We start from the raw sequence: 23,704 nt of genomic DNA on the forward strand, positions 1-23,704 counted from the left end.
TGACCGCCGTGACCGTACCGACGAGCCCGAGCGCCGCCCCCGGCGCCGCCGACTTCGACGTCGTCTGCCTCGGCGAGTCCATGGTCACCTTCGTCCCCTCCCGCCCCGGACGCCTCGCCGACGTGCCCGCCTTCCACCGCGCGATCGGCGGCGCCGAGTCCAATGTGGCCTGCACCCTGGCCCGCACCGGCCACCGCGCCCGCTGGATCAGCCGCGTCGGCGCCGACGGCTTCGGCGACCACCTGGTGGAGACCATCGCCGCGGCCGGGGTCGACGTCAGCGCCGTACAGCGCGACCCGCACCGCCCCACCGGCGTGTACTTCCGTACGGCGGGCGAGCGCGCCGTCGGTACGGACGCCCCCGCCGACCGGGCCGAGGTCGTCTACTACCGGGCCGGTTCCGCCGCCTCCGCGCTCGCCCCCGACCTCGTCGGCCGCGCCGACACGTGGAGCGGCCGGGTGCTGCACCTCACCGGCATCACCGCCGCGCTCTCCGCGACCTGCGCGGAGCTGATGCGCGGCCTCACCCGCCGCGCGCCGGGACGCCCGCTGGTCTCCTTCGACGTCAACCACCGCCCGGCGCTGTGGCGCGACGCCGACCCCCGGCGCACGCTCGACCTCGCCCGCGGCTGCGACCTCGTCTTCGTCGGCGAGGACGAGGCGCAGGCCGCCTGGGGGCTGCCGGACGCCGCGGCGGTACGGGCCGCACTGCCCGAGCCGCGGACGCTGGTGGTCAAGCAGGGCGAGGCGGGCGCGACCGTCTTCGACGGCGACGAACGCCGTCACGTCCCCGCCCTCGCGGTCGACGTCGTCGCGCACGTCGGCGCGGGCGACGCCTTCGCCGCCGGGTACCTGTCGGCGGCCCTGCGGGGCCTGCCCGTACGCGACCGCGTCAGGCACGGCCATGTGCTGGCCGCCGCCGCGCTGACCGAGCCGGGCGACCTCGGCACGCCGCCCGGCCGCGCCCGCGCCGACGCGCTGGTCGCCCTGGACGACGCGGCATGGGGGAGACTGCGGCTGGGCGCCGGGTGGACGGCGTCCGGAGATCGTGCGCCCACGACGACGGAGGAGGGACCGCGGTGAGCCAGACGGTCGACCGCGCGCTGAGCATCCTGCCGCTGCTGGCCGAGGGCCCGGCGGGGCTCGAACAGGTCGCCACCCGGCTCGACGTCCACAAGTCCACCGCGCTGCGGCTGCTGCGGACCCTGCACGAACACGGCCTGGTCTACCGGCAGCAGGACCAGCGCTACCGGCTCGGCGCCCGCCTGTTCGCCCTCGCCCAGCAGGCCATCGAGACCCTCGACATCCGCGGCATCGCCCACCCCCACCTCGCCGCGCTCAACGAACGCACCGGCCACACCGTGCACCTCGCGGTGTACGAGCAGGGCGAGGTCGTCTACATCGACAAGGTCGAGAGCCGCTATCCGGTACGGATGTACTCCCGGATCGGCCGCCCGGTCGCGATTACGGTCGCCGCCGTCGCCAAACTGCTCCTGGCCGACCTGCCGGAGCCCGAACGGCGCTCGGTGGCCGAGCAGTTGGAGTACCCCCGCTACACCGCGAAGTCCACGCCCGACGCCGCCGCGTTCCTCGCCGAACTGGCCCGCGTCCGCGAACAGGGCTGGGCCACCGACCTCGGCGGCCACGAGGAGTCCATCAACTGCGTCGGCGCGCCCCTGCGCGGTCCCGACGGCCGCGTCTGCGCCGCCATGTCGCTCTCGGCCCCCAACGTCGTCGTCTCCGCCGACGAACTGCTGCGCCTGCGCCCGCTGTTGCTGCGGACGGCCGAGGCCGTCAGCCGCGACCTGTCGGGAAGCGCGCCCGCATCCGTATCCGTACCCGCATCCGTACCCGCACCAGATTCAGTGAAGGACAACTCCGCATGAGCAACGGCCAGAAGACCGCGATCGTCCCGGCCACCCACACGGCGCCGCCCGCCAAGTTCTCGCACGGCGTCCGCAAGGGGAATCTCCTCCAGGTCGCCGGCCAGGTCGGCTTCCTCCCGGCCGTCGAGGGCCGGCCCCCGACGCCCGCGGGTCCCGGCCTGCGCGAGCAGACCCTCCAGACCCTCGCCAACGTCCAGGCCGTCCTCGAAGCCGGCGGTGCCACCTGGGAAGACGTCATCATGATCCGCGTCTACCTCACGGACACGGACCACTTCGCCGAACTCAACGCCATCTACAACGAGTTCTTCGCCTCCCTCGTCGAGCCCCCCGCCGCCCGCACCACTATCTACGTCGGCCTCCCCGCCGGCCTCCTCATCGAAATCGACGCCCTGGCCGTCCTGGGGTGACGGCTCCTCCCGCGCGGGAGGTGAGTTCTTTCGGGGCGCGGGGAACGCGTCGGGGGCGCCCGCCGTCCCGCGGGTGCGGGACAGGGGGCGCCCCCTTGAAGCGGACTTCGTGTTACGGCATGCCGTGCACGTGGGCCCCGACGCTGTTGGACCAGGCGTTGCCCGCCGAGGCGTCCCAGTTGGTGGACCAGGTCATGGCCCCGCGGATGGTGGGCCAGGTGGTGGACGGGTGGAAGGTCCCGCACCCGGTGCCCTTGGCGAGGCAGTCGAGCGCGTTGTTGACGACGGTCGGGCTGACGTAACCGGAGCCCGCGGCACTGGTGGACGCCGGGGTGCCGATGCCGACCTGGGACGGGGAGAGCCCGGCCTGGATGGCGGTGCAGGCCAGGGTCGTGATGAAGTCCACCGTGCCCTGGCTGTAGACGCCGCCGTCGCAGCCGTTCATCGAACCGCTGTTGTAGTACTGGGTGTTGACGACGGTCAGGATGTCCTTGATCTTCAGCGCGGTGGCCAGGTAGTCACTGCCCGCCGAGAGCATGTCGATGGTCTGCGGCGCCATCGTGATGATGAGCGACGAGCCCGCCTTGGCGCTCAGCGCGCGCAGCGCCTGCGGCATGTAGGTGGTGTCGATGCCGTTCTCGAGGTCGATGTCGACGCCGTTGAAGCCGTACGTCTGCATCAGTGTGTAGACGCTGTTGGCGAAGTTGGTGGCCGAGGCGGAGTCACGGACCGAGATGGTGCCGTTCTGACCGCCGACGGAGATGATCACCTTCTTGCCCGCGGCCTGCTTGGCGGCGATGTCCGCCTTGAATTGCGCGGTGCTGTAGTTCAGCGCCGGGTCGAGGGTGAACGAGACCGCGCCGGGCGTGGTCGTCGCGTCCGCGAAGGCGACGGCGATGATGTCGTACTGGCTCTGCACCTGCGCGATGGTCTGCACGGTGGCGCCGTTGTTGAAGTTCTGCCAGTAGCCGGTGACCGCGTGCTTGGGGATGCTGCTGGTGGGCGGGCTGGTCGGCGGCGTCGTGGGCGGGGTGGTGGGAGGTGTCGTGGGGGGAGTGGTCGGCGGCGTCGTGGGAGGCGTCGTCGGCGGGGTGGTCGGCGGGGTCGTGCCCGTACCGCCGGGGCCCGACAGCGAGATGTCGTCCGCGAAGTACGCGGGCTGCGCGTACCAGCCGTGGGTGTAGATCGTCACGGACTTGGTGTTCGCGCCGGTGGTGAAGCTGACGCTGAGCTGCTGGTACGAGGAGGCCGACGGCGTCCAGGTGGACGGGTCGGTGCCGCCGGTGCCGGTCGCGCCCAGGTAGACGTACGAGCCCTGCACCCAACCGCTGAGCGTGTACTGGGAGTTGGGCTGCACGCTGACGACCTGGGAACACTGGCCGGTGTCGCTGCTGGTCGGAGTGGCCTTGAGGGCGGCGGAGCCGGAGTGCACCGGGCTGGAGACGGTGCTGCCGCTGCCTGCGGTGCAGGTCCAGCCGGAAAGGCCGCTCTCGAAGCCGGGGTTGGCGGCGAGGTTGGTGGTCGCGGCGCTGGCGCTGCCCATGTCGACGAGCGCGACACCGGTGCCGATCACCGCGGCGGCGCTCAGCCCCGCGATACCGCGGCGGACGAACGTCGAGCGGACGAGCTTTGATCTGTGCTGGGCATGGCTCGCTTGATTCGCGTGCGATGCACGTTCCACGACTGCCTCCTGGGGGCAAGGAGTTGGGGGGTAGTGGGAGTGCGGTGGCGCATGACATGACGTACGGACGTGAACGGGTGACCTGAAATGCCGACGTGCGGAGCAACTTGAAGCGCACACACACAACAGATGACAGGGAGAAAGCTGGTCCAGACCAATTGGGTTGTCAAGACCTCCGCCGGACACCTGTCGTTCACCACTTCCGATCCGCAACTTTCCGCACCCAAGCCGCTACACATCGATAAGCTGACGACCGCGAATCGCCAGGTACCGGCCACCACCGGGCGCAGGAGGGGAGGTTCCGCATGCCGAGCGTCATCACCGTCACCTCTGACGATCTCTCGCTCTCGCTGGAAGAGCAGTTGACGCGCACCACGACCGCGCTCGACACGTACGGGCACCTCATCGCCCTGGCACCGGCCGAACCGGCCGACCCCGCCAGGCGCCGGATGCACACCGTGCGGTCCGCCCTCGAAGCCGACCGGATAGCGATCGTCCCCAGCCCGCTGCCCCCGCTGGCCATCGCCCTGCTCGCCGAGCAACTGCGCCAGCTCTCCGGCACCGACCTCGGCCCCGGCGTCCTCGCGGGCGCCGCCCGGCTGCTCACGTACTACCTGCACTCCGGTGCGCTGCTCGGCTCCGTCGCCAAGCTCGACCGCGTCCCGGTCGGCGTCGGCGCCCACGTCAAGTCCCTCGTGCCAGGACGCCACTTCGCCGTCATCGCGCACCCCGAGCCGTATCTCGCCGAGGCCGAACCGGGCACCGTACCGCCGGGACCCGGCTATCAGACGCAGCTCGCCGTCGCGGGCAAGGGCGTCGACCCCGCCTGGGTCACCGGACCGCTCGCCAGTGGCTGGCGCGCCCAGCACCTGCGCGAAGTGCCGCTGCCGACCGACTCCCCACGCTGGTGGGGCACGTCCCGGCTGGTCGAATTCACCGCCTACATCGCCGATGTGGGCATGCTCTACCAACTCGTCACCTCGGTACGGCGCGACACCTGCACCTGGTGCGGGCTCGAAATCATCGGTGACCAGTGCCTGTTCTGCGCCACACGGCTGGGGGATCGTACGGCTCCGGCGAAGCACGCCGCCGCGCGGCCTGGGCGCGAGGTCGAGACACCGCGCCGCCCCCAACTCGAACCCCACAAGCGATAGGTCCGCCCGCACATGAACTCACGTCAGCGTCGTGGTGTCGTCCTCCTCGTGATCTCCGTGATCTGCGCGGTGGCCGCCTTCGCGGGAGTGCTCGCCGTCGTCAGCGACGCGCGGTCACAGGTCGGACCGAAGGTCACCGCGTACGAACTCAGCGCCGACGTACCGGCGTACCAGGCGCTGACCGCGTCCCAGGTGCACCAGATCCGGATACCGAAGCGCTGGCTCCCGGACACCGCCGTACGCGATCTCGGCCAGCTCCAGGGCAAGATCGCCGCCGTGCCGCTGCGCAAGGGCTCGCTGCTCCAGTCCGACATGGTCGCCGCCCGGCCCGAACTCCAGGCCGGACAGATGGAGATCGCCATCATGATCGACGCCGAGACCGGCGTCGCGGGCAAGATCACCCCCGGTGCCCGGGTCAACATCTTCGCCACCTTCCAGGGCCGCAAGGACACCGACCCCGACGTCTCGAAGATCATCGTGTCCGGCGCGCAGGTCATCGACGTCGGCGAGATCAAGGCCTTCGACAAGAGCGAGAACGCCCAGCGGCTGTCCACCGAAGGCGTGCCGATCACCTTCGCGCTCAACGCCGGGGACGCCCAACGCGTCGCCTACGCCGAGTCGTTCGCGGAACACGTACGCCTCGCGCTCGTCGCCCCAGGTGACAGCTCCGCACCCTCGCAGACCGACCGCACGTACACCCTGAGCGGCGACAGCGGCACCGGAGGCAAGCCGTGACCGTACGCATCCTCGCCGGAACCGCCGACCCCGACGCCGCGCGCGCCCTGCTCGGCCTGCTCGGCCAACTGCCCGGCGCGGAACCGGCACCCGCGCTCGCCGACTCCACCGGGCTGCTCGAAACCCTCGCGCGCGCCGCCGAGGCCGGGATCGACGAACTGCCCGAGGTCGTCATCGTGCAGGAGGGCATCGGACCGATGCCCGCCCTCGACCTCATCCGCGACGTCGCCCTGCGCTTCCCCGCCATCGGCGTCGTCCTGCTCACCGCCGACCCCAGCCCCGCCGTGCTCGCCGCCGCCATGGACTCCGGCGCCCGAGGCGTCGTCGGATTCCCGCTCTCCTACGACGAGTTGGGCGCCCGCGTCGAAGCCGCCGCCACCTGGTCGGCCGGCGTCCGCAGACACCTCGGCCCGCAGCGCGCCCTGCCCGCCGTCGCGGGCGGCACCCTCATCGCCGTCGCCGGGGCCAAGGGCGGCGTCGGCACCACCGTCACCGCCGTCCAACTCGCCCTCGCCGCCCACGCGTCGGGCCGCTCCACCGCCCTGGTCGACCTCGACCTCCAGGGCGGCGACATCGCCTCCTACCTCGACGTCCAGTTCCGCCGGTCCGTCGCCGACCTCGCCGACATCGCGGACGTCTCCTCCCGCGTCCTGCACGACGCCATGTACGTCCACGAGTCCGGCCCCGCCCTGCTGCTCGCCCCTGCCGACGGCGAACGCGGCGAAGACGTCACCGACCGCTCGGCCCGCCTCGTCCTCGCCGCGCTCCGGCAGCGCTACGAAGTCGTGGTCGTGGACTGCGGCACCCAGATGACCAGCGCCAACGCCGTCGCCGTCGAGGTCGCCGACGCCGCCGTCCTCGTCCTCACGCCCGACGTCATCGCCGTGCGCGCCGCCAAGCGCATGGTCCGCATGTGGGACCGGCTCCAGATCCGCAAGCCCCAGGACACCACCGCCGTCGTCAACCGCCACACCCGCGGCACCGAGATCCAGCCGTCGCTGATCGGCCGCATCACCGGCACCCGCATGGCGACCTCCGTCATCCCCGCCGGATTCCGCGAACTCCAGGCCGTCATCGACGCCGGCCGCCTCCAGGACCTCGACGCCCGCTCCACCGTCAAGGCCGGAATCTGGGCACTGGCAGGGGAGTTGGGCCTGGTCAGCGGCGCGACGCTGCCCGCCGCCCGCGGGAAGAAGCAGCGCCGCGAGCGGTCCGAACGCGGCGACCGCGGCCAGGTCACCCTCGAAACCCTCGGCATGACGCCGATCATCCTCATCACCCTGCTGCTGATCTGGCAGGCCGTGCTGGCCGGTTACACCTTCACGCTGGCGGGCAACGCCGCCGACCAGGCGGCCCGGGCCGCGGCGGTGGGTTCCGACGCCTCCGCTGCCGCGAGCAGCGACCTTCCCAGCGCGTGGGGGCCGGGCGACACCTCGGTCAGCCGCGCGGACGGCACCGTCTCGGCGACCGTCACCCTCAAGATGCCCCTGCTCATCCCCGGCATCGGCGACTTCGTCCCCATCTCGGGTCACGCGAAGACGCTGGACGAAACGGCCAAGCGATGAAGCGCTCCCGCCGCTGGGCTCCCGGAGCCCGTACCTCCGCCGTACGCAAGGCGGTTGCGCCCCCAAGGGGCGCGGGGAACTGCGCGACAAGCCCCCACCGGGCCGGTGGTCGGGGAACGACCGTGGCTGCCCCTCCGGGGCCGGTGGTGACGTGCGGGAGCGCTCCGGCTGAGCGCGCAGTTCCCCGCGCCTCTTCGGGGCCCTCCCGGCGCGGGTTCGGGGGCGGCGCCCCCGAGAGGCACTTCGGGTCCGCCCGGGACCGGGGAGTGGCATCGCTCGAATACCTCGGAATGCTCCCGTTCCTGCTCCTGATCGCCCTCGCGGGCATCCAACTCGGCCTCGTCGCGTACTGCGGCGAACAGGCCGGCACGGCGGCCCGTACGGCGGCCAGGACCGCCGCGCAGGCGGGCCCGAACGGGGGAGAGGCGGCCGGCCAGCAGGCCGGCCAGGCGGCGGTGAGCGACTGGCTGACCGCGACGATCCGGTTCACGACGTCCGACGCGACGACCGTGACCGCGCAGGCCACAGTGAGGGTCCCGTCCGTCCTGCCGGGCGTCAGCTTCTTCGACCCCGTGAAGCGCTCCGCCACCATGCCGAAGGAGGACACGACACGATGAGCCTCCGTGCCCGCCTCGCCGTCGAAGAGGCGACCCCGCAGACGCAGGAAGGCCACATGGTGGCCGTCTATCGCGCGAAACTGCTCCAGGAGATCGACCTCGCGGAGATGTCGGCGCTCGCGCCGGGCGAGCGCAGGGCCCGGCTGGAACGGGTGCTCGGCCACATCGTCAGCCGTGAGGGCCCGGTGCTGTCCACGGCGGAACGCGCCGCGCTGATCCGCCGCGTGGTGGACGAGGCGCTCGGCCTCGGCATCCTGGAACCGCTGCTCGAAGACCCCACCGTCACCGAGATCATGGTCAACGGCCCCGACAAGATCTACGTCGAGCGCGGCGGCCGGGTCGAGGCGGTCGCCGCCCGCTTCTCGTCGGCGGAACAGCTCCTCCAGACCATCGAGCGGATCGTCTCCACGGTCAACCGCCGTGTGGACGAGTCGAATCCGATGGTCGACGCCCGGCTGCCGTCGGGCGAGCGCGTCAACGTCATCATCCCGCCGCTGTCGCTGACCGGACCCACGCTCACCATCCGCCGCTTCCCGCGCGCGTACACGCTCCAGGAGCTGATCGCCCTCGGGACGCTGGACGAGCACATGCTGTTGCTGCTCTCGTCGTTCGTGCGCGCGAAGTGCAACATCATCGTCAGCGGCGGCACGGGCTCGGGCAAGACCACGCTGCTCAACGCGCTGTCCGGGCTGATCCCCGACGGCGAGCGGATCATCACGGTCGAGGACGCGGCCGAACTCCAGCTCCAGCAGGAGCATGTGATCCGGCTGGAGTCACGCCCGCCCAACGTCGAGGGCGAGGGCCGGATCACGATTCGCGACCTCGTACGCAACTCCCTGCGGATGCGCCCCGACCGGATCATCGTCGGTGAGGTCCGCGGCGGCGAGACCCTCGACATGCTCCAGGCGATGTCCACAGGACACGACGGCTCGCTGGCCACCGTGCACGCCAACTCCGCGGAGGACGCGGTGCTCAGGCTCCAGACGCTCGCGTCGATGAGCGAGGTCAAGATCCCCTTCGAGGCGCTGCGCGACCAGATCAACAGCGCGGTGGACGTCCTGGTCCAGCTCAACCGCCACATCGACGGCACGCGCAGGATCGGCGAGATCGCAGTCCTGTCCTCCCGCGGCCGTGACGTCTTCCGCCTCACCTCCGCGACCCGCTTCCGCGCGGAACCGCTCGGCGTCGACCGCATCGTCCGCGGCTGGTACGAACACCGGCCCGTCCCGCGCGAGATCGCCGAGCGGCTCTACCTGTCCGGCGAACACGTACCCGCCGCCTTCGGTATCGGCGCGAGCGAACTCGAACTCGACAGCAGGGAGGCGAAGTGACCGCCCTTACAGAAGAGTTGACGGCGGCCGCGGCACCGCCCGGCAGCGGTCTCCCGCACCTGGCCGCGGGCCCCGGATTCGCCTCGGGACCGTACCCGCTGCTCGTCCTCGGCGTCAGCGTGCTCGCCCTCGCACTGGCCGTATGGGGCGGCCACGCCTGGCGCGGCGGCAAGGCCGACCGGGCCGCGCTCGTCGACCGGCTCGCCGGCGACTTCGGCGGCGGCCCCCGCGAATCGGCCTTCGCCGGACTCGACCGCCGCGTACGCCGCTACGCCTGGGGCCAGCGCCTCGCGGGCCGACTGGCCGCCACCGGCACCAATTTGACGCCGGGTCAGTTCACCGCGGCCGCGATCGGCGTCGTCCTCGTCGCGTGGGTGCTCGCCGCGGCGGTCCTCGCCCCCTTCTTCGGGCCGATCGCCGCACTCATCGCGGGCTGGTCCGCGTACAGCTTCCTGGAGTGGCGCCGCCGCGTCCGTACCGAGCGGTTCATCGCCCAACTCCCCGACCTCGCGCGCGTCCTGGCCAACGCCACCCAGGCCGGGCTCGCCCTGCGCACCGCCGTCTCCATGGCGGCGGAGGAGCTGGACGCACCCGCGGGCGAGGAGCTGAAGCAGGTCGCGGACGCGATGGCGGTGGGCCACTCCATCGAGGACGCGCTGGCCGAACTGCAACAACGCCTTCCCAGCCGCGAGTTGGTTGTCCTGGTCTCCACCCTGGTGCTCTCCAGCCGCGCGGGCGGCTCCGTCGTCGAGTCGCTGCGCAACCTCACGGTCACCCTGGAGGAGCGCAAGGAGACCCGGCGCGAGATCCGTACCCAGATGTCCCAGGTCACCGTCACCGCCTACGCGGTCCCGGTCATCGGCATCGGCTCCCTGCTGCTCCTCAACCAGATCATGCCGGGCTCGCTCAGCGCCATGACCGGCTCCACCGTCGGCCGGATCTGCGTCCTGGTCGCCCTGGGCCTGTACGTGGTCGGCTTCGCGCTGATCCGCCGGATGTCGAGGATCGACGTATGACCGCGACCGTGCACACCCCACGCGGCAACCGACCGTTGACCGGAGGGAATTCCCGATGCTCCTGATCGGCCTCGTCCTGGCGGCGGTCGTCGCCGCGGGCGTCGTCGGCGTCGTCCATGCCGTCGGACTCCTGCGCGCCGACGTGAAGCTCCCCGACGACCTGGCCCTCGCCCTCGAAGTCGGCAGGACCCGGACGACCCGTACCGGCAACGCCATCGACCGGATCGGCATCCGCTGGGCGCCGATGGTGATGCGGATGATGGGCCCGGCCCGGATCGCCAAAATGCGCGCCCGGATCGACCACGCGGGCCACCCGCACGGCCTCACCGTCGAGCGCTACGCCGCCCGCCGCGCCGTCTACGGCGGCCTCGGCGGCTTCGCGGCCCTGCTGCTGCTCGTCCAAGGGCACTGGATCCTGGCCCTGTTGCTCGCCGCGTACGCCTGGTGGTGGGCCGACCTCGGCATCTGGCTGGCCGTCCGCCGCCGCCGCGACGACATCGAACGCACCCTCCCCGACTTCCTCGACGTCCTCGCCGTCGTCGTCAGCGCGGGCCTCGGCTTCCGCCAGGCCCTGGAGCGCGTCAACGCCGTGTACCAGGGCCCCTGGTCGGACGAGATCCGGGTCGCCCTGCGCCAGATGGACGTCGGCGTCAGCCGCCGCGACGCCTTCGACCAGCTCCGCAGGCGCAACCGCAGCGACCAGGTCGGCCAGTTCGTCACCGCCCTCCAGCAGGGCGAGGAACTGGGCGCCCCGATCGCCCGCACCCTCCTCCAGATCGCCAACGACATGCGCCGCACCGAGGCCCAGAACGCCCGCCGCCGCGCCGCCCGCATGGTCCCGCGCGCCACCGGCGTCATCACCACCATCCTCGTCCCGGCGACCATGATCCTGCTGATCACCGGCACGATCATGGGCTCCCACATCCAGTTCGGCGACACCTTCGGCAGCGGCGGATGACGGGGCGGGCGACGGTTCGTACGTCGGGTCGGGGGTCGGGGCGGGTGACGGGTCGGGTGTCGGTGCGGACGACCGGGCGGATGACGGGCGTGGCCGCCGGAGATGGCGGGCGCGTGACCGGTGACGATGAGCGGAGATGGCGGCCGATGACCGGAGATGAGCGGTTGATGACCTGGCGATTACCGTGATCCGCTGGCCACACAGTGTGATCAACCGGCATGCTGTAAGCGCCAATTGGCGCAGAACGGGCTGCGGATGTCCGAGGTTCGGGTGTACCTTTGCATTCGCAACCATATTTGCACCTGCAATCAGAACCGATCCGCTGCGGACGGCAACACGACCAGCGAGAGGCGGTGCGCCGTGGACATCTACCCCGACAGGTGGAACGCGGCCGTCGCACGCATCCGTCAGGTGACGAAGAATGGGGCGAACGATGATGAACAGGTGGGTAGTCCGGCGCTACACGGACGCCGAGATCTGGCTGCGCGACCGCACGGACAGACTCGCGGCCCGGATCGCCGACCGGTCGGCGGACGGGTCGGCCGACAGGGGTCAGACGTCGTTCGAGTATCTCGGGATCGCGGTAGTGATCGCGGTGATCATCGGAGTGCTGGCGGGGACGACGGACATCGGCACGAAGATCAAGGACGGCATCAACTCGATGATCGACAAGATCACCGCCGGAAACGGCAAGTAGGCCGGTTCGGGGATGACCGCGGTCAGACCCTCGGCATCTACATCGTGTCCATGGCCGCGCTGTTCTTCCTGGCCTTCGCGTACTTCGCGGTCGGCCAGGCCGCGGTCGTCCGCAACTCCGCCCAGACCGCGGCGGATTCGGCGGCGCTGGCCGCCGCTCGCGCGGACCGTGATGCCGCGTCCGCCGACTTCCTCGCCGCACTGACCTCGGGCGACCTCGTCCAACTGGGCAAACTGCTGGCGAATTTGGGGTGGCACGACGCGGAGGCGTGCGCTGCCGCGTCCTCGTACGCCGGGCAGAACGACGCCGCCGTGGACGCTCCGGACGGCTGCGGCCGGGCCTCCGGCGTACCGCTCGGATACACCGTCTCCGTCACGACCCTGGGCACGGTCGGCACCTCGGTGGTCGACGGCACCGAGACCAAGCACGCCAAGGCCACCGCCACCGCGGTGGTCGAACCGCGCTGCGGACTTGGCGACAAGGACGGCAACGCGATCGGATTCATCTGCAACGGCGACCATGTGACGGTCGATCCGACGGCGGGCGGCTTCGTGCTGGACCTGTCGACCTTCTACACCGTCCACTTGAGCAAGTGACGGCGGCCGAGCGATGAGGGAACGGGGAACGATGCGATACGGGCGCAGGGCGACGATTGCGGTGGCGCTCGCCGCCGGTGCCGCCATCACGCTGGCGGGTTGCGGTGGCGGAGGCGGCGGCGGTGACAAGGCGGACAACAAGCCGTCCACCTCCGCGAGCGCGTCGAAGAACGCTGGATCGAGCGGCGGTGACACCGCCGCACCGAGCGCCACCGCGACCCAGATCCTCGCCCAGATCAAGGGCGAGAGGGACATCGAGGTCACCATCAACTCGGCCGTGCGGGACTCCGGCGGATTCGTCACCGTCCAGGGGGTTGTCACCAACAACGGCACGAACATCTTCAACGCGGACAACTGGGTCGGCAACGAGACCGCGCTGTCCTCGTCCGGCGCGTCCGTCGCGGGCGCGGTCCTCGTCGACGAAGCCGGAAAGAAGCGCTATTACGTACTGCGCGACACGGACGGCAAGTGCCTGTGCACGATGAAGCTGTTGAGTGTCCAGCCCAAGGAATCCCGTCCGTTCTTCGCCCAGTTCCCCGCCCCGCCGGAAGCCACCACCCAAGTGTCGTTCGAGCTGCCGACGATGCCGCCCGCGAAGATCACGATCTCGGAGGGGTGAGGACGATGAAGCGCAACGCGTCGCCGCCCGGGGCGGCATCCCGCGCCGGAGGGCAGCGGGCCGCCCTGTCCGCGGGTGTGGTGATCGTGCTCGTGCTGGCCGCCGGGACGGTGGCCGGGGGGACCGCGGCCGTGGCCGACACGAATCCGCCGCCGACGGCCGGTGACAGCACGCCGACGGCCCCCGTGCGGATCGACCCGACGTCGCCCGGACTCAGGCTGCCGGAGGGCTCGACGCTGGCGCCGGCGAAGGTGCTGGACATCGTGTCCGTGACGGACGAGTCGTCGACGAAGGCGAGCCAGCCGGAGCAGCGGCAGGAGACGTCGAACTCGACGGTCACCTACGCGCTCCAGTCGGAGGTGCTGTTCAAGAAGGACAGCGCCGTGCTGTCGCCCACGGCGACCTCGCGGATCCAGGCCATCGCGGACGACATCACCGCACGCCATGTGACGTCACCCATCCGGGTGTTCGGGTTCACGGACAATCTCGGCAGTTCCGAGCACGGCATGGTGCTCTCGAAGCAACGCGCCGACGCCGTTTACCAAGTCCTGGCAACGGAAATGGGCAGCGCCGGTGACCCATCCCACACGTTTCAGGTCCGTGGGTACGGCGAGGACTACCCGATTGCCGACAATTCATCCGAAACCGGACGCAGTCAGAATCGCCGCGTCGAGATCACTTTCACGCCACCTGCCGCGTAACGTGCTGAGCGGTCGCTCTGACGCGGTACGGTGTAACTCCCCCCCCTCGGGCCGGTTCGCTCTCCCCCCCTGCGAACCGGCCCGTTTTTCTTTTCCCGCACCCGCACCCGCACCTGGCACCGCACTCGCGCCTGCCCCGCGCCCGGTACCGCAATCCGCACCGCCCCGCCCCCGCGCGGCCTTCATGTGCCCCCGCAGGGCCCCCGTGAACGCCCCCTCAGCCCGCCTCCGCCCCCGCCGCCCGCAGCGGCCGATAGGCCAGCCCCAGGCCGCGGTAGAGCCGCAACGCCGGGGCATTGGAGTCGTCGACGATCAGGGCGGCGGTGCCGTGAACGGCCAGCGCCTCCGCGACGACGAGCGCGCAGACCTCGCGGGCCAGCCCCCGGCCGCGCGCCGCCGCGGCGGTCGCGACCCCCGCCACGTACCCGACCGTCGGCGCGCACCAGGTGAGCGCGGCGACCGCGGCCAGGCGCCCGTCCACGCGGGCCCCGGCCCACCGGTCCCGCGCGCCGGGGCGGCCGGGATAGGCGTACGAGGCGGGGAAGGCGGTGTCCAGCAGGGCGCCCACCTCCGGGGCGGCGCTGTCCGGAAGCCACCGTGCGGAACCGTCGCCCGAGGGGACCGGCCCGACCGGCGGCCCCGTACGGTCCATCCAGCCGAAACCGGCCACCGGCCGCAGCGAGGGCACCGCGCGCACGACCGTATCGATCAACTCCCGGTCGCCGAGCGGCCGATAGCTCGGGCCGACCTCGCGCAGCACCTCGCGTACGAGCGGGACGGCGTCGTCCGCGGGGCCGGTGACCGCGAGCCGGTCGAGCAGCGACAGATTCGGCGCCGCCACCGCGACCGCCGCGCCGCGGACGAAGGCCCGGCCCGCGCTCAGGTCCTGCGCCGCCCAGCGGCACAGCGAGTCGTCGGTGGGCAGGTCGCGGAGGCGGCCGATCTCGTGGGTGGAATGGGTGGAAGAGGTCGCGGGCATTCCGCATGCCTATCAAGGAGATGCGGGCCGCCGCATCGTAGATTGCCCGCATGCGGAACAAAACGGCGAAAAGCCGCCGGTATTCGCTCACCGGCGCCGTCCTGACCTGCCTGGTCCTGGCCACCCTCTCCGCCTGCTCGGTCGGCACCGGAGCCCCGGACGGCTGGCGCTATCTGCGGGCCGACCCGCTGGCGGTCGCGGTCCCCAAGACCTGGGAGGACGTGCGCGGCGGGGCGGTGCTGCGCGGCCCTGACGGCCGTACGGACGCCGAGGTCGCCGTCAGCGCCAATCCGGGCGCCGGCGGTCCCCCCGACAAGGCGACGGCCACCGCCCTCGCCACCGCCCGCAAGGAGTCGCTGGACTTCGACGGCCAGCCCGGCCAGGTCCTCAGCTACGTCCAGGCCGCCCCCGACGGCCGCCCCGCCGCCCGCGTCGAGGTCCGCCTGCACGACTACGAGGGCCACCCGGTCACCGTCCGCGCCTGGGCGGCCGACGGCGCGGCCGACCCGATGCTGCTGCGCCAGATCATCAACAGCATCGAATTCGCCACCGACCCGAACCGCTAGGTGTATTGACTCGCAGGGTTGTTGACGCGGGTGATCAATACAGCTAGGCCGTGTCCGGCCCGCCACCCACGTCCGCCTCCAGCCGCACCCCCTTGCGCACCCCCCACCGCGCCAGCGCGCCGGCCTCCGCCTCCAGGACGTGCCGGGCCAGCAGCCGGGGGCGGCCGACGCGGCCGGGCGGCATCGTACGGACGGCCAGGACGCGCAGCCGGCGGTCCAGATAGGCGACGTCGATCGGAAACCGCATCCGTACGGTGTGCACGCTGGACGCCGGGGTCAGCAGCAGGGCGCCCTCGATCCCGTCCAGGCCGAGCAGCCCGCGGGTCCGCGCCCGGTACGACGCAGCGACCCGCAGCGGCACCTCGGCGTCGGGCGTGCGCAGCGTGCCGTCACCGTCTCGCCAACGTCGGCGCATGGCCACTCCCCGGGGTGCTCGATCAGGCGGTAGGTGACGTGGTACGTGCCCCGGTACGGGTCCGCGGCGGCCGTGTACGGTCGGCCCGGTGCATGTCTATCCGATCGTGGCCGCCGCCGTGTGGGGAATCGTCAGCGGTCTGCCGCTGCCGCGCGCCGCCTACCGGTTGGCCGTCCCCTCAGGTGAGCCGTGGGCGGCGCACTGCCCCGAGGGCCACCCGCTGCCCGAGGGCATACGCGGCTGGCTCGGACCGGCGCGCTGCCCGCGCTGCCCCGAGCGCGGCTCCTACGGCTCCTACGGGCCCGCCGTCGTCCTCGCCCTCGCGTGCGCGCTCGCCTGCGCCGGACTGGCCGTCAGGGTGGGCGCCCACCCCGAACTCGTCGTCTGGCTCCTGCTGGTGCCCCTCGGCCTCGTCCTCGGCCGCGTCGACCTCAAGGTCTTCCGGCTCCCGGACGTCCTCACCTTCCCCGCCTTCTTCGGCACCGCCGCGCTGCTCGGTCTCGCCGCCCTGCTCCCCGATCACCGGGGCTCCTGGCCGCGCGCCCTGTTCGGCGCCCTCTCCGTCGGCTTCGTCTACCTGCTCCTCTTCCTCATCAACCCCGCCGGCATGGGCTTCGGCGACGTCAAACTCGCCCCCACCCTCGGGCTCGCCCTCGGCTGGTACGGCTGGCCCACCGTCTTCACCGGCACGTTTCTCGGCTTCGCCCTCGGTGCCCTCATCGGCTTCGCCCTCATCGCCACTCGGCGCGCCACCCGCAAGACCCCACTGCCGTTCGGCCCCTTCATGCTCCTCGGCACCCTCACCGCCCTCCTGCTCACCCCCTGAGCCCCCTCAGGGCTCCGCGCCCCTGTACGCCCGCCCTCCGCAAGAGGGTGCCCCCAGGGGCGGCGGCCCCTGTGCGTCCGCCCTCCGCAAGGCCAGGCTTTTTTGGGGCGCGGGGAACTGCGTGCCCAGTCCCCACCGGCCCGGTGGTCGGGAGACCACCGAACTGCTCCTCCGGGTCCGGTGGTGACGCGCAGCCATCGCCGTGGCCGGCCGCGCAGTTCCCCGCGCCCCTGAAAACGCGGCGTACCGCCCGGCGCAGCCGCAGGCCTACGGGTCGTACCCGAAAAGCAATGCCCGGCGCACCCACGGGCCCAGGGGCCGAGCCCCCCAGCAACGCAGCCGCGGGCCCGGGGCCCGTGCCCCGAAAAAGGGGTGCCCCCCTCCGCCCGGCGAGGAGCGAAAGGGGGCACCCCCTTTGGGCGGAAGCGAGCCGCAGGCTAGGCCTCGCTGCTGACCGACCAGAGGTTGACCCCCTCCGGCTCCACGGCGTGCGCGTCGATGGAGGAGAGCTCGTCGGCGGTGAGGGGGGCGGCGCCGACGGCGGCGACGTTGGCCTCGAGCTGGGCGACGGAGGAGGCGCCGATGAGGGCGGAGGTGACGCGGGGGTCGCGCAGGACCCAGGACAGGGCGAGCTGGGCGAGCGACTGGCCGCGCGCGGCGGCGATGTCGTTGAGGGCGCGCAGCCGGCCGATGGTCTCGTCGTTGACGAGGCCGGGGTTGAGGGACTTGCCCTGGGCGGCCCGCGACCCCTCGGGGATGCCGCCGAGGTAGCGGTCGGTCAGCAGCCCCTGGGCGAGCGGCACGAAGCCGATGCAGCCCATGCCCTCCTCCTCCAGGACGTCCAGCAGACCCTCGTCCTCGATCCACCGGTTGATCATGGAGTACGAGGGCTGGTGGATCAGCGCGGGCACCCCCAGCTCGCGCAGGATGCGGGCGGCCTCGCGCGTACGGTCGGGACCGTACGAGGAGATGCCGACGTAGAGCGCCTTGCCCTGCTGGACGGCGGTCGCCAGCGCGCCCATCGTCTCTTCGAGGGGCGTGTCGGGGTCGAAGCGGTGGGAGTAGAAGATGTCGACGTAGTCGAGGCCCATGCGGGACAGGGACTGGTCGAGGGAGGACAGCAGGTACTTGCGCGAGCCCCATTCCCCGTACGGTCCCGGCCACATGTCGTAGCCCGCCTTGGTGGAGATGACCAGTTCGTCGCGGTAGGGGCGGAAGTCCTGGGCGAAGAGGGTGCCGAAGTTGGCCTCGGCGGCGCCGTACGGCGGGCCGTAGCTGTTGGCGAGGTCGAAGTGCGTGACGCCGAGGTCGAACGCGCGGCGCAGGATGGCGCGCTGGGAGTCCAGGGTGCGGTCGTCGCCGAAGTTGTGCCACAGACCCAGTGAGACGGCGGGGAGCTTGAGGCCGCTGCGGCCGGTCCTGCGGTACTCCATCGAGTCGTAGCGCTCGTCGGAGGCGCGGTAAAGGGAACGAATATTCACGGTCTCTGCTTATCACGCGGGGGTGTCGGCCCCGCCTCCCCGGTTCGTCCGCGAGCCCTTGCGCGCAGTAGTGTGGCCGCCGGGCGACAGGCCCAGGAGGGGCTGGTGTGCGATGAATCTGCGCGATCTGGTGTACGGGCTGTACTCCCGCAGGGTGGAACGCCGGCTGGACGTGGCGCAGGGCCCCAAGCACATCGGCGTGATCCTGGACGGCAACCGGCGCTGGGCCAAGGCGTCCGGCGGCAGTCCCGAGCAGGGGCACAGGGCCGGGGCCGACAAGATCTCCGAAATGCTCGGCTGGTGCGAGGAGACCGGTGTCGAGGTGGTCACGCTGTGGCTGCTGTCCACCGACAATCTGGACCGGCCCGCCGACCAGTTGGTGCCGCTGCTGGGCATCATCGAGGACGCGGTGCGCGAACTGGCCGCGACCGGCCGCTGGCGCGTGCACCACGTGGGCACGATGGACCTGCTGCCCGCGCACACCCAGTCGGTGCTCAAGGAGGCCGAGCAGGAGACGCACGCGCTCGGCGGCCTGCTGGTGAACGTGGCGGTGGGCTACGGCGGCCGGCAGGAGATCGCCGACGCCGTGCGGTCGCTGCTGCACGAGCACGCGGGGCGCGGCACCACCATTGAGGACCTGGCCGAGATCCTGGACGTCGAGCACATCTCGGAGCACCTCTACACGCGCGGCCAGCCCGACCCGGATCTGGTGATCCGCACCTCGGGGGAGCAGCGGCTGTCCGGCTTCATGCTCTGGCAGAGCGCCCACTCGGAGTACTACTTCTGCGAGGTCTTCTGGCCCGCCTTCCGCAAGGTGGACTTCCTGCGGGCGCTGCGCGACTACGCGGCCAGGCACCGGCGCTACGGCACCTGACGACTCCGTACCGGCGCGCCGGTACGCAAGCCCCGTGGAGCCTCTGCCGCGCCGGGCACGGCGTGGGCCGTACGGGGGGCGCCGGGGCGGCCTGAATCCGGTGCCGCGAGGGCTCGACGACGGCGTCCGGAGGCCGGTTTCTCCCGCGTAATGGCCGGTGAGCGGTCGGTGACCGGGCGATGACCGTCGGATGACTGTCATATGCATTCGCATGGGCAACGGTTTTCCAGGGCATATCACTGGGAGACCGGCATCCGGCCCATGGTTGCCGGTACCGCAGTTCGACCTCTCCCGAGGGGGTTCGTCCACACGTGGTGACCAGCAAGAATCGCCGTGACAACGACCGGCGCACGTACGTACTCGACACCAGCGTGCTGCTCGCAGACCCCAATGCCATCGCCCGCTTCGACGAGCACGAGGTTGTGCTGCCGGTCGTCGTGGTGACGGAGTTGGAAGCCAAGCGCCACCACCCGGAACTCGGCTACTTCGCCCGCCAGGCGTTGCGGCTGCTGGATGAGTTCCGGATCCGCTACGGCCGTCTGGACGCACCGATTCCGATCGGTGACGTCGGTGGCACGCTGCGTGTCGAGCTCAACCACTCGGATCCCGGGGTGCTCCCCGCCGGATTCCGGCTCGGTGACAACGACTCGCGCATTCTGGCGGTCGCCCGCAATCTGCAGGCCGAGGGGTACGACGTCACCGTCGTCTCCAAGGATCTGCCGCTGCGGGTGAAGGCGTCCTCGGTCGGCCTGCTGGCCGAGGAGTACCGGGCCGAGCTGGCGATCACCTCGGGCTGGACGGGAATGGAGGAACTGCTGGTCGGGGCGGACGAGGTGGACACCCTCTTCGCGGAGGAGTCCGTCGCGCTGCCCGAAGCGGCCGAGCTGCCGGTGCACACCGGCCTGGTGCTCCAGTCCGAGCGCGGCAAGGCGCTGGGCCGGGTCACCGAGGACGGCCGGGTGCGGCTGGTGCGCGGCGACCGCGAGGCGTTCGGCATCCACGGCCGCAGCGCGGAACAGCGGATCGCGCTCGATCTGCTGCTCGACCCCGACGTCGGCATCGTGTCGATGGGCGGGCGCGCGGGTACCGGCAAGTCCGCGCTGGCCCTGTGCGCGGGCCTCGAAGCCGTCCTGGAGCGCCGTCAGCACCGCAAGGTGATGGTCTTCCGGCCGCTGTACGCGGTCGGCGGCCAGGAGCTGGGCTATCTGCCCGGCAGCGAGGCGGAGAAGATGAGCCCCTGGGCTCAGGCCGTCTTCGACACACTGTCGGCCGTGACGTCCAAGGAGGTCATCGAGGAGGTCGTGGCACGCGGCATGCTGGAAGTGCTGCCGCTGACCCACATCAGGGGCCGTTCGCTGCACGACGCCTTCGTGATCGTCGACGAGGCCCAGTCGCTGGAGCGGAACGTCCTGCTGACCGTCCTGTCGCGGATCGGCGCCGGATCGCGGGTGGTCCTCACCCACGACGTGGCGCAGCGCGACAACCTCCGGGTGGGCCGTTACGACGGAGTCGTGGCGGTGGTGGAGAAGCTGAAGGGCCATCCGCTGTTCGCCCACATCACCCTCAACCGCTCCGAGCGGTCGCCGATCGCCGCTCTCGTCACCGAGATGCTGGAGGACGGCGGGGCCTGACCGGGGCACGGCCCCCGAATGGCGGGGGGCCTGAAGTGTCCGGATTTACTGAGTGATAGCGTGAGTTGAGGCTGCTGCGCCCGGCGTGAAGGGCGCAGCATCCTAGCGTTTTACGGGGTCCGCCGCTCGGATTTACCCTCCTCCGCAGCGTGTGAGCTTTGCCACTCAACCGGAAATTGCCGCGCGGCGTCCGCGTACGGCAGGGTGTGAGGCTGTCAGGCCCCGCTTATGGCACTCCTACACCTTCAGGGGCGTAGGAAAGAGCAGCTCCACACAAATCCACATCGACCGCCATGAGCCGCCCGAGCACCACGCGGGACTCCTCCGGGAGTTCGCACCGGGCCAGTGCCCCCGTGACCGACCGGCCCGTATTGGCGGACCGGCAGGAAGGGGACCGTGCCAGGGGCACGATTTCGTCCGTGAGGTCACCCATCGGGCGATGCTGGAAGGAAACCGTGTGAGCCGGATCTCGGTCCGGGGACTCGCGGTGGCTTCGGCCACTGCGGTCACCACTGTGGGCGCCGTCGTAGGCGTCGCGTCGGGCGCCGACCAGGGCTCTTCCGAGCCTGTCGAAGCAGCCGGCACGACGACCCTCCTTGCGGACATTCCCGCTGGGCAGCAGATTCAGCAGGCTTCGCTGACCGAGCAGGTGCAGGCGCAGTCGGACGCCGCCGATGCCACGGCCCGGCAGTCCGCTGAGCAGACCGCCCGCGTCCAAGCGGCCAAGGACGCCGCCGCCAAGAAGAAGGCGGCGGACGAGGCGGCTGCCAAGGAGAAGCAGCGCAAGCTCGAAGAGGCCGCCAGCCGGGGCGGTGGCGACTCACGTGCCACGTTCCCCGTCAAGGCCTCGTACACGGTGGCGCAGGTCAAGGCGATGGCGCAGACCATCGTCGGCGGCGACCAGTTCGCGTGCTTCTCCAACATCGTCTCCCGCGAGAGCGGCTGGAACTACACGGCGACCAACCCCTCCTCCGGGGCGTACGGCCTGGTCCAGTCCAACCCCGGTTCGAAGATGGCCTCGGTCGCCTCGGACTGGCGGACCAATCCGGCCACGCAGATAAAGTGGGGCCTCAACTACATGAACAGCCGGTACGGCAGCCCCTGTGGCGCCTGGTCGTTCTGGCAGAGTCACAACTACTACTGAGCCGACGGCGCCCAGCCGTCAGGCGGCAGTGCGCGGTATCTCTCCGCAAGCCCCCGAGCCCTCAGGGCCGGGGGCTTGTGCGTGTCCCGGAACGGGGTAGGCGCGGGGAGGATGTGGGAGGCAACCCTCCTCGCGAATAACATCGTCATTCTCAGCAGTTCCACAGATGGTCGACGGGGTCAGGGGAGAGCAATGCCGGACAAGCGCCACTGGAGCGCCGTACTGGCCTCCGGGCTGGCCAATATCGCCGGACGGATCGACGAACGCCAGGCTGCGGTGAACGCGAGCCGCGGCGTCGGCGCCGCGATCGAGGACCCGTCCCGCGACTCCTCGGACGCCGCTCCCGCCAGCGACCCCTCCGCCGGTACGGACCGGGAGGCCGACACGCTCGACGCGGCCTCCGAGCCGGGCGGCGGGAAGCGTACGGCGAAGGCCGCCGCCGGTGCGGGAGGCGGGGCCGTCGCGCCCCCGCCCGTCGTCGTCGTGCCCGCGCCGCGCGCGCCGCAGCCCGATCCGGTGTCGGCCGTGCCGTGGAGCATGCGCGTCGGCGCCGAGGTCGGCTGGCGGCTGCTGGTGCTCGCGGGCACCGTCTGGGTGCTGATGCGGGTGATCGGCGCCGTACAGCTCGTGGTGCTGGCCTTCACCGCCGGCCTGCTGATCACCGCGCTGCTCCAGCCCTTCGTCGCCCGCCTCAAGCGGCGCGGTGTGCCGCGCGGGCTGGCGACGGCCATGGTCTTCGTCGGCGGCTTCGTCATCATGGGCCTGGTCGGCTGGTTCGTGGTCTGGCAGGTGATGGACAACATCAGCAATCTGTCGACCAGCCTCCAGGACGGCGTCAACGAGGTGAAGAAGTGGCTGCTCAACAGCCCCTTCCACGTCACCGACGACCAGATCAACCAGGTCGCCAAGAACCTCCAGGAAGCGATCGGCTCCAACACCAAGGCGCTGACCGACGCCGGGCTCCAGGGCGTCACCGTCATCGTCGAACTGCTCACCGGCATACTGCTGGCGATGTTCAGCACGCTGTTCCTGCTCTACGACGGACCGAACATCTGGAACTGGTTCCTCAAGCTGTTCCCCGACGCGGCCAGGGACGGGCTGGCCGGCGCCGGTCCGCGCGCCTGGCGCACCCTCACCCTGTACGTGCGCGGCACGGTGATAGTCGCCCTCATCGACGCCATCTTCATCGGCGTCGGCATCTTCTTCCTCGGCGTGCCGATGGCCGTGCCGCTGGCCGTGGTCATCTTCCTGTCGTCCTTCGTGCCGCTGGTCGGCGCCGTCGCCTCCGGCTTCATCGCGGTCGTCGTGGCCCTGGTCACCCAGGGGCCGTTCACCGCGCTGATGGTGCTGGTCGTCGTGCTCGCCGTCCAGCAGATCGAGGGGCACATCCTCCAGCCCTTCATCCTCGGCCGCGCCGTCCGCGTCCACCCGCTGGCCGTCGTCCTGTCCGTCGCCGCCGGTTCGATGATCGCGGGCATCGGCGGCGCCGTCGTCGCCGTGCCGCTGGTCGCGGTCGGCAACACGGTGGTCGGCTACCTCAGGGCACATGCCAAGGAGCGGGCGGCGGCCGCCGCCGGTCCGCACGGCGCGACGGCCTACGAGATCGCCCCGGTCACCACCCGTCAGCCTCCGGCGGACCCGGAGGCCCCGGCCTCGGGCGGCCCGACACCGGACGGCCCCGGCCCCGAGGGCTCCGGTTCTGGGGGCTCCGGTCCGGAGGGCTCCGGCCCGAACGGTCCCGGCCCGGACGACCGAGACCCCTCCCACGAGGACGACCACACCCACGAGGGCGCGTCCGCCTAACCCGCGCCCCCCGCGTCCCGCGC

The 23,704-nt window shown here is 71.5% G+C and carries 23 protein-coding genes and 1 pseudogene; 20 read left to right on the forward strand and 4 right to left on the reverse strand.

The window, feature by feature from the left end; translation table 11 throughout:
• Positions 1 to 8 precede the first annotated feature (8 nt).
• From ACFZBB_RS26495 to ACFZBB_RS26505, 3 genes are read left to right on the forward strand one after another with little or no spacing between them, the layout of a single operon-like run.
• On the forward strand, positions 9 to 1,082 hold the full coding sequence (locus tag ACFZBB_RS26495; protein ID WP_391127133.1) for a PfkB family carbohydrate kinase: 1,074 nt from the start codon (positions 9 to 11) through the stop codon (positions 1,080 to 1,082).
• The gene (locus tag ACFZBB_RS26500) at positions 1,079 to 1,885 is read left to right on the forward strand and encodes an IclR family transcriptional regulator C-terminal domain-containing protein (protein ID WP_391127136.1); all 807 of its coding nucleotides are present in this window, start codon (positions 1,079 to 1,081) and stop codon (positions 1,883 to 1,885) included. Before ACFZBB_RS26495 ends, ACFZBB_RS26500 begins: the two co-directional genes overlap by 4 nt.
• The gene (locus tag ACFZBB_RS26505; RefSeq protein WP_391127139.1) at positions 1,882 to 2,292 is read left to right on the forward strand and encodes a Rid family hydrolase; all 411 of its coding nucleotides are present in this window, start codon (positions 1,882 to 1,884) and stop codon (positions 2,290 to 2,292) included. The genes ACFZBB_RS26500 and ACFZBB_RS26505 overlap by 4 nt, the downstream gene beginning before the upstream one ends.
• A gap of 112 nt (positions 2,293 to 2,404) precedes the next feature.
• On the opposite strand, the gene ACFZBB_RS26510 is transcribed toward ACFZBB_RS26505, so the two are convergent.
• Positions 2,405 to 3,889, reverse strand: coding sequence for a glycosyl hydrolase family 18 protein (locus ACFZBB_RS26510; protein ID WP_391127510.1), 1,485 nt, complete (start codon positions 3,887 to 3,889; stop codon positions 2,405 to 2,407).
• 389 nt (positions 3,890 to 4,278) lie between these two features.
• Here ACFZBB_RS26510 and ACFZBB_RS26515 point away from each other — a divergent pair, with 389 nt between their 5' ends.
• The 11 genes and pseudogenes from ACFZBB_RS26515 (at position 4,279) to ACFZBB_RS26565 (ending at position 13,962) form a co-directional block, all read left to right on the forward strand.
• On the forward strand, positions 4,279 to 5,127 hold the full coding sequence (locus ACFZBB_RS26515; RefSeq protein ID WP_391127142.1) for a hypothetical protein: 849 nt from the start codon (positions 4,279 to 4,281) through the stop codon (positions 5,125 to 5,127).
• Positions 5,128 to 5,139: 12 nt separating this feature from the next.
• Positions 5,140 to 5,862 (forward strand): Flp pilus assembly protein CpaB, encoded by a 723-nt coding sequence (gene cpaB / locus ACFZBB_RS26520; protein WP_391127145.1) that lies wholly within the window; start codon positions 5,140 to 5,142, stop codon positions 5,860 to 5,862.
• Positions 5,859 to 7,427, forward strand: coding sequence for an AAA family ATPase (locus tag ACFZBB_RS26525; protein WP_391127147.1), 1,569 nt, complete (start codon positions 5,859 to 5,861; stop codon positions 7,425 to 7,427). Before cpaB ends, ACFZBB_RS26525 begins: the two co-directional genes overlap by 4 nt.
• Before the next feature lie 266 nt (positions 7,428 to 7,693).
• The gene (locus tag ACFZBB_RS26530) at positions 7,694 to 8,044 is read left to right on the forward strand and encodes a TadE/TadG family type IV pilus assembly protein (protein ID WP_391127150.1); all 351 of its coding nucleotides are present in this window, start codon (positions 7,694 to 7,696) and stop codon (positions 8,042 to 8,044) included.
• Positions 8,041 to 9,375 carry a CpaF family protein gene (locus ACFZBB_RS26535; protein ID WP_188285645.1) on the forward strand — a complete coding sequence of 445 codons (1,335 nt, stop codon included), beginning with the start codon at positions 8,041 to 8,043 and terminating at the stop codon, positions 9,373 to 9,375. The genes ACFZBB_RS26530 and ACFZBB_RS26535 overlap by 4 nt, the downstream gene beginning before the upstream one ends.
• 59 nt (positions 9,376 to 9,434) lie before the next feature.
• The gene (locus ACFZBB_RS26540; RefSeq protein ID WP_391127513.1) at positions 9,435 to 10,391 is read left to right on the forward strand and encodes a type II secretion system F family protein; all 957 of its coding nucleotides are present in this window, start codon (positions 9,435 to 9,437) and stop codon (positions 10,389 to 10,391) included.
• 55 nt (positions 10,392 to 10,446) lie between these two features.
• A complete protein-coding gene (locus ACFZBB_RS26545; RefSeq protein WP_391127154.1) occupies positions 10,447 to 11,349 on the forward strand; it encodes a DUF5936 domain-containing protein in 903 nt (300 codons plus the stop codon).
• Between the two features lie 436 nt (positions 11,350 to 11,785).
• On the forward strand, positions 11,786 to 12,046 hold the full coding sequence (locus tag ACFZBB_RS26550) for a Flp family type IVb pilin (protein WP_391127157.1): 261 nt from the start codon (positions 11,786 to 11,788) through the stop codon (positions 12,044 to 12,046).
• Positions 12,047 to 12,078: 32 nt separating this feature from the next.
• Positions 12,079 to 12,642 (forward strand): annotated as a pseudogene (locus tag ACFZBB_RS26555) (pilus assembly protein TadG-related protein); the annotation flags it as partial.
• Between the two features lie 31 nt (positions 12,643 to 12,673).
• On the forward strand, positions 12,674 to 13,261 hold the full coding sequence (locus tag ACFZBB_RS26560; protein WP_391127160.1) for a hypothetical protein: 588 nt from the start codon (positions 12,674 to 12,676) through the stop codon (positions 13,259 to 13,261).
• 5 nt (positions 13,262 to 13,266) lie between these two features.
• A complete protein-coding gene (locus ACFZBB_RS26565; protein WP_391049167.1) occupies positions 13,267 to 13,962 on the forward strand; it encodes an OmpA family protein in 696 nt (231 codons plus the stop codon).
• Between the two features lie 217 nt (positions 13,963 to 14,179).
• Here ACFZBB_RS26565 and ACFZBB_RS26570 read toward each other — a convergent pair whose 3' ends face one another.
• A complete protein-coding gene (locus tag ACFZBB_RS26570) occupies positions 14,180 to 14,941 on the reverse strand; it encodes a GNAT family N-acetyltransferase (RefSeq protein WP_391127163.1) in 762 nt (253 codons plus the stop codon).
• 50 nt (positions 14,942 to 14,991) lie between these two features.
• Here ACFZBB_RS26570 and ACFZBB_RS26575 point away from each other — a divergent pair, with 50 nt between their 5' ends.
• On the forward strand, positions 14,992 to 15,507 hold the full coding sequence (locus ACFZBB_RS26575; protein ID WP_391127166.1) for a hypothetical protein: 516 nt from the start codon (positions 14,992 to 14,994) through the stop codon (positions 15,505 to 15,507).
• Between the two features lie 43 nt (positions 15,508 to 15,550).
• Here the strand turns inward: ACFZBB_RS26575 and ACFZBB_RS26580 are convergent, their stop codons facing one another.
• Positions 15,551 to 15,922, reverse strand: a complete 372-nt coding sequence (locus ACFZBB_RS26580) for a DUF192 domain-containing protein (RefSeq protein ID WP_391127168.1) — start codon at positions 15,920 to 15,922, stop codon at positions 15,551 to 15,553.
• 88 nt (positions 15,923 to 16,010) lie between these two features.
• Between ACFZBB_RS26580 and ACFZBB_RS26585 the strand changes: the two genes are divergently transcribed.
• A complete protein-coding gene (locus ACFZBB_RS26585) occupies positions 16,011 to 16,748 on the forward strand; it encodes a prepilin peptidase (RefSeq protein WP_391127171.1) in 738 nt (245 codons plus the stop codon).
• 437 nt (positions 16,749 to 17,185) lie between these two features.
• Here the strand turns inward: ACFZBB_RS26585 and mgrA are convergent, their stop codons facing one another.
• The gene (mgrA, locus tag ACFZBB_RS26590; protein WP_391127174.1) at positions 17,186 to 18,229 is read right to left on the reverse strand and encodes an L-glyceraldehyde 3-phosphate reductase; all 1,044 of its coding nucleotides are present in this window, start codon (positions 18,227 to 18,229) and stop codon (positions 17,186 to 17,188) included.
• Positions 18,230 to 18,341: 112 nt separating this feature from the next.
• Between mgrA and ACFZBB_RS26595 the strand changes: the two genes are divergently transcribed.
• The 4 genes from ACFZBB_RS26595 (at position 18,342) to ACFZBB_RS26610 (ending at position 23,681) form a co-directional block, all read left to right on the forward strand.
• On the forward strand, positions 18,342 to 19,103 hold the full coding sequence (locus ACFZBB_RS26595) for an isoprenyl transferase (protein ID WP_355347900.1): 762 nt from the start codon (positions 18,342 to 18,344) through the stop codon (positions 19,101 to 19,103).
• 311 nt (positions 19,104 to 19,414) lie between these two features.
• Complete coding sequence (locus tag ACFZBB_RS26600; protein ID WP_391127178.1) at positions 19,415 to 20,734, forward strand: PhoH family protein; 1,320 nt, start codon at positions 19,415 to 19,417, stop codon at positions 20,732 to 20,734.
• Positions 20,735 to 21,173: 439 nt separating this feature from the next.
• The gene (locus tag ACFZBB_RS26605) at positions 21,174 to 21,878 is read left to right on the forward strand and encodes a transglycosylase SLT domain-containing protein (RefSeq protein WP_391127181.1); all 705 of its coding nucleotides are present in this window, start codon (positions 21,174 to 21,176) and stop codon (positions 21,876 to 21,878) included.
• A gap of 192 nt (positions 21,879 to 22,070) precedes the next feature.
• Positions 22,071 to 23,681, forward strand: a complete 1,611-nt coding sequence (locus ACFZBB_RS26610) for an AI-2E family transporter (RefSeq protein ID WP_391127183.1) — start codon at positions 22,071 to 22,073, stop codon at positions 23,679 to 23,681.
• The last annotated feature ends 23 nt before the right edge of the window (positions 23,682 to 23,704 follow it).

Origin of the sequence: Streptomyces sp. NPDC008139, from assembly GCF_042957025.1 — a bacterium.
In the GTDB taxonomy this organism is placed as follows: Bacteria; Actinomycetota; Actinomycetes; order Streptomycetales; family Streptomycetaceae; genus Actinacidiphila.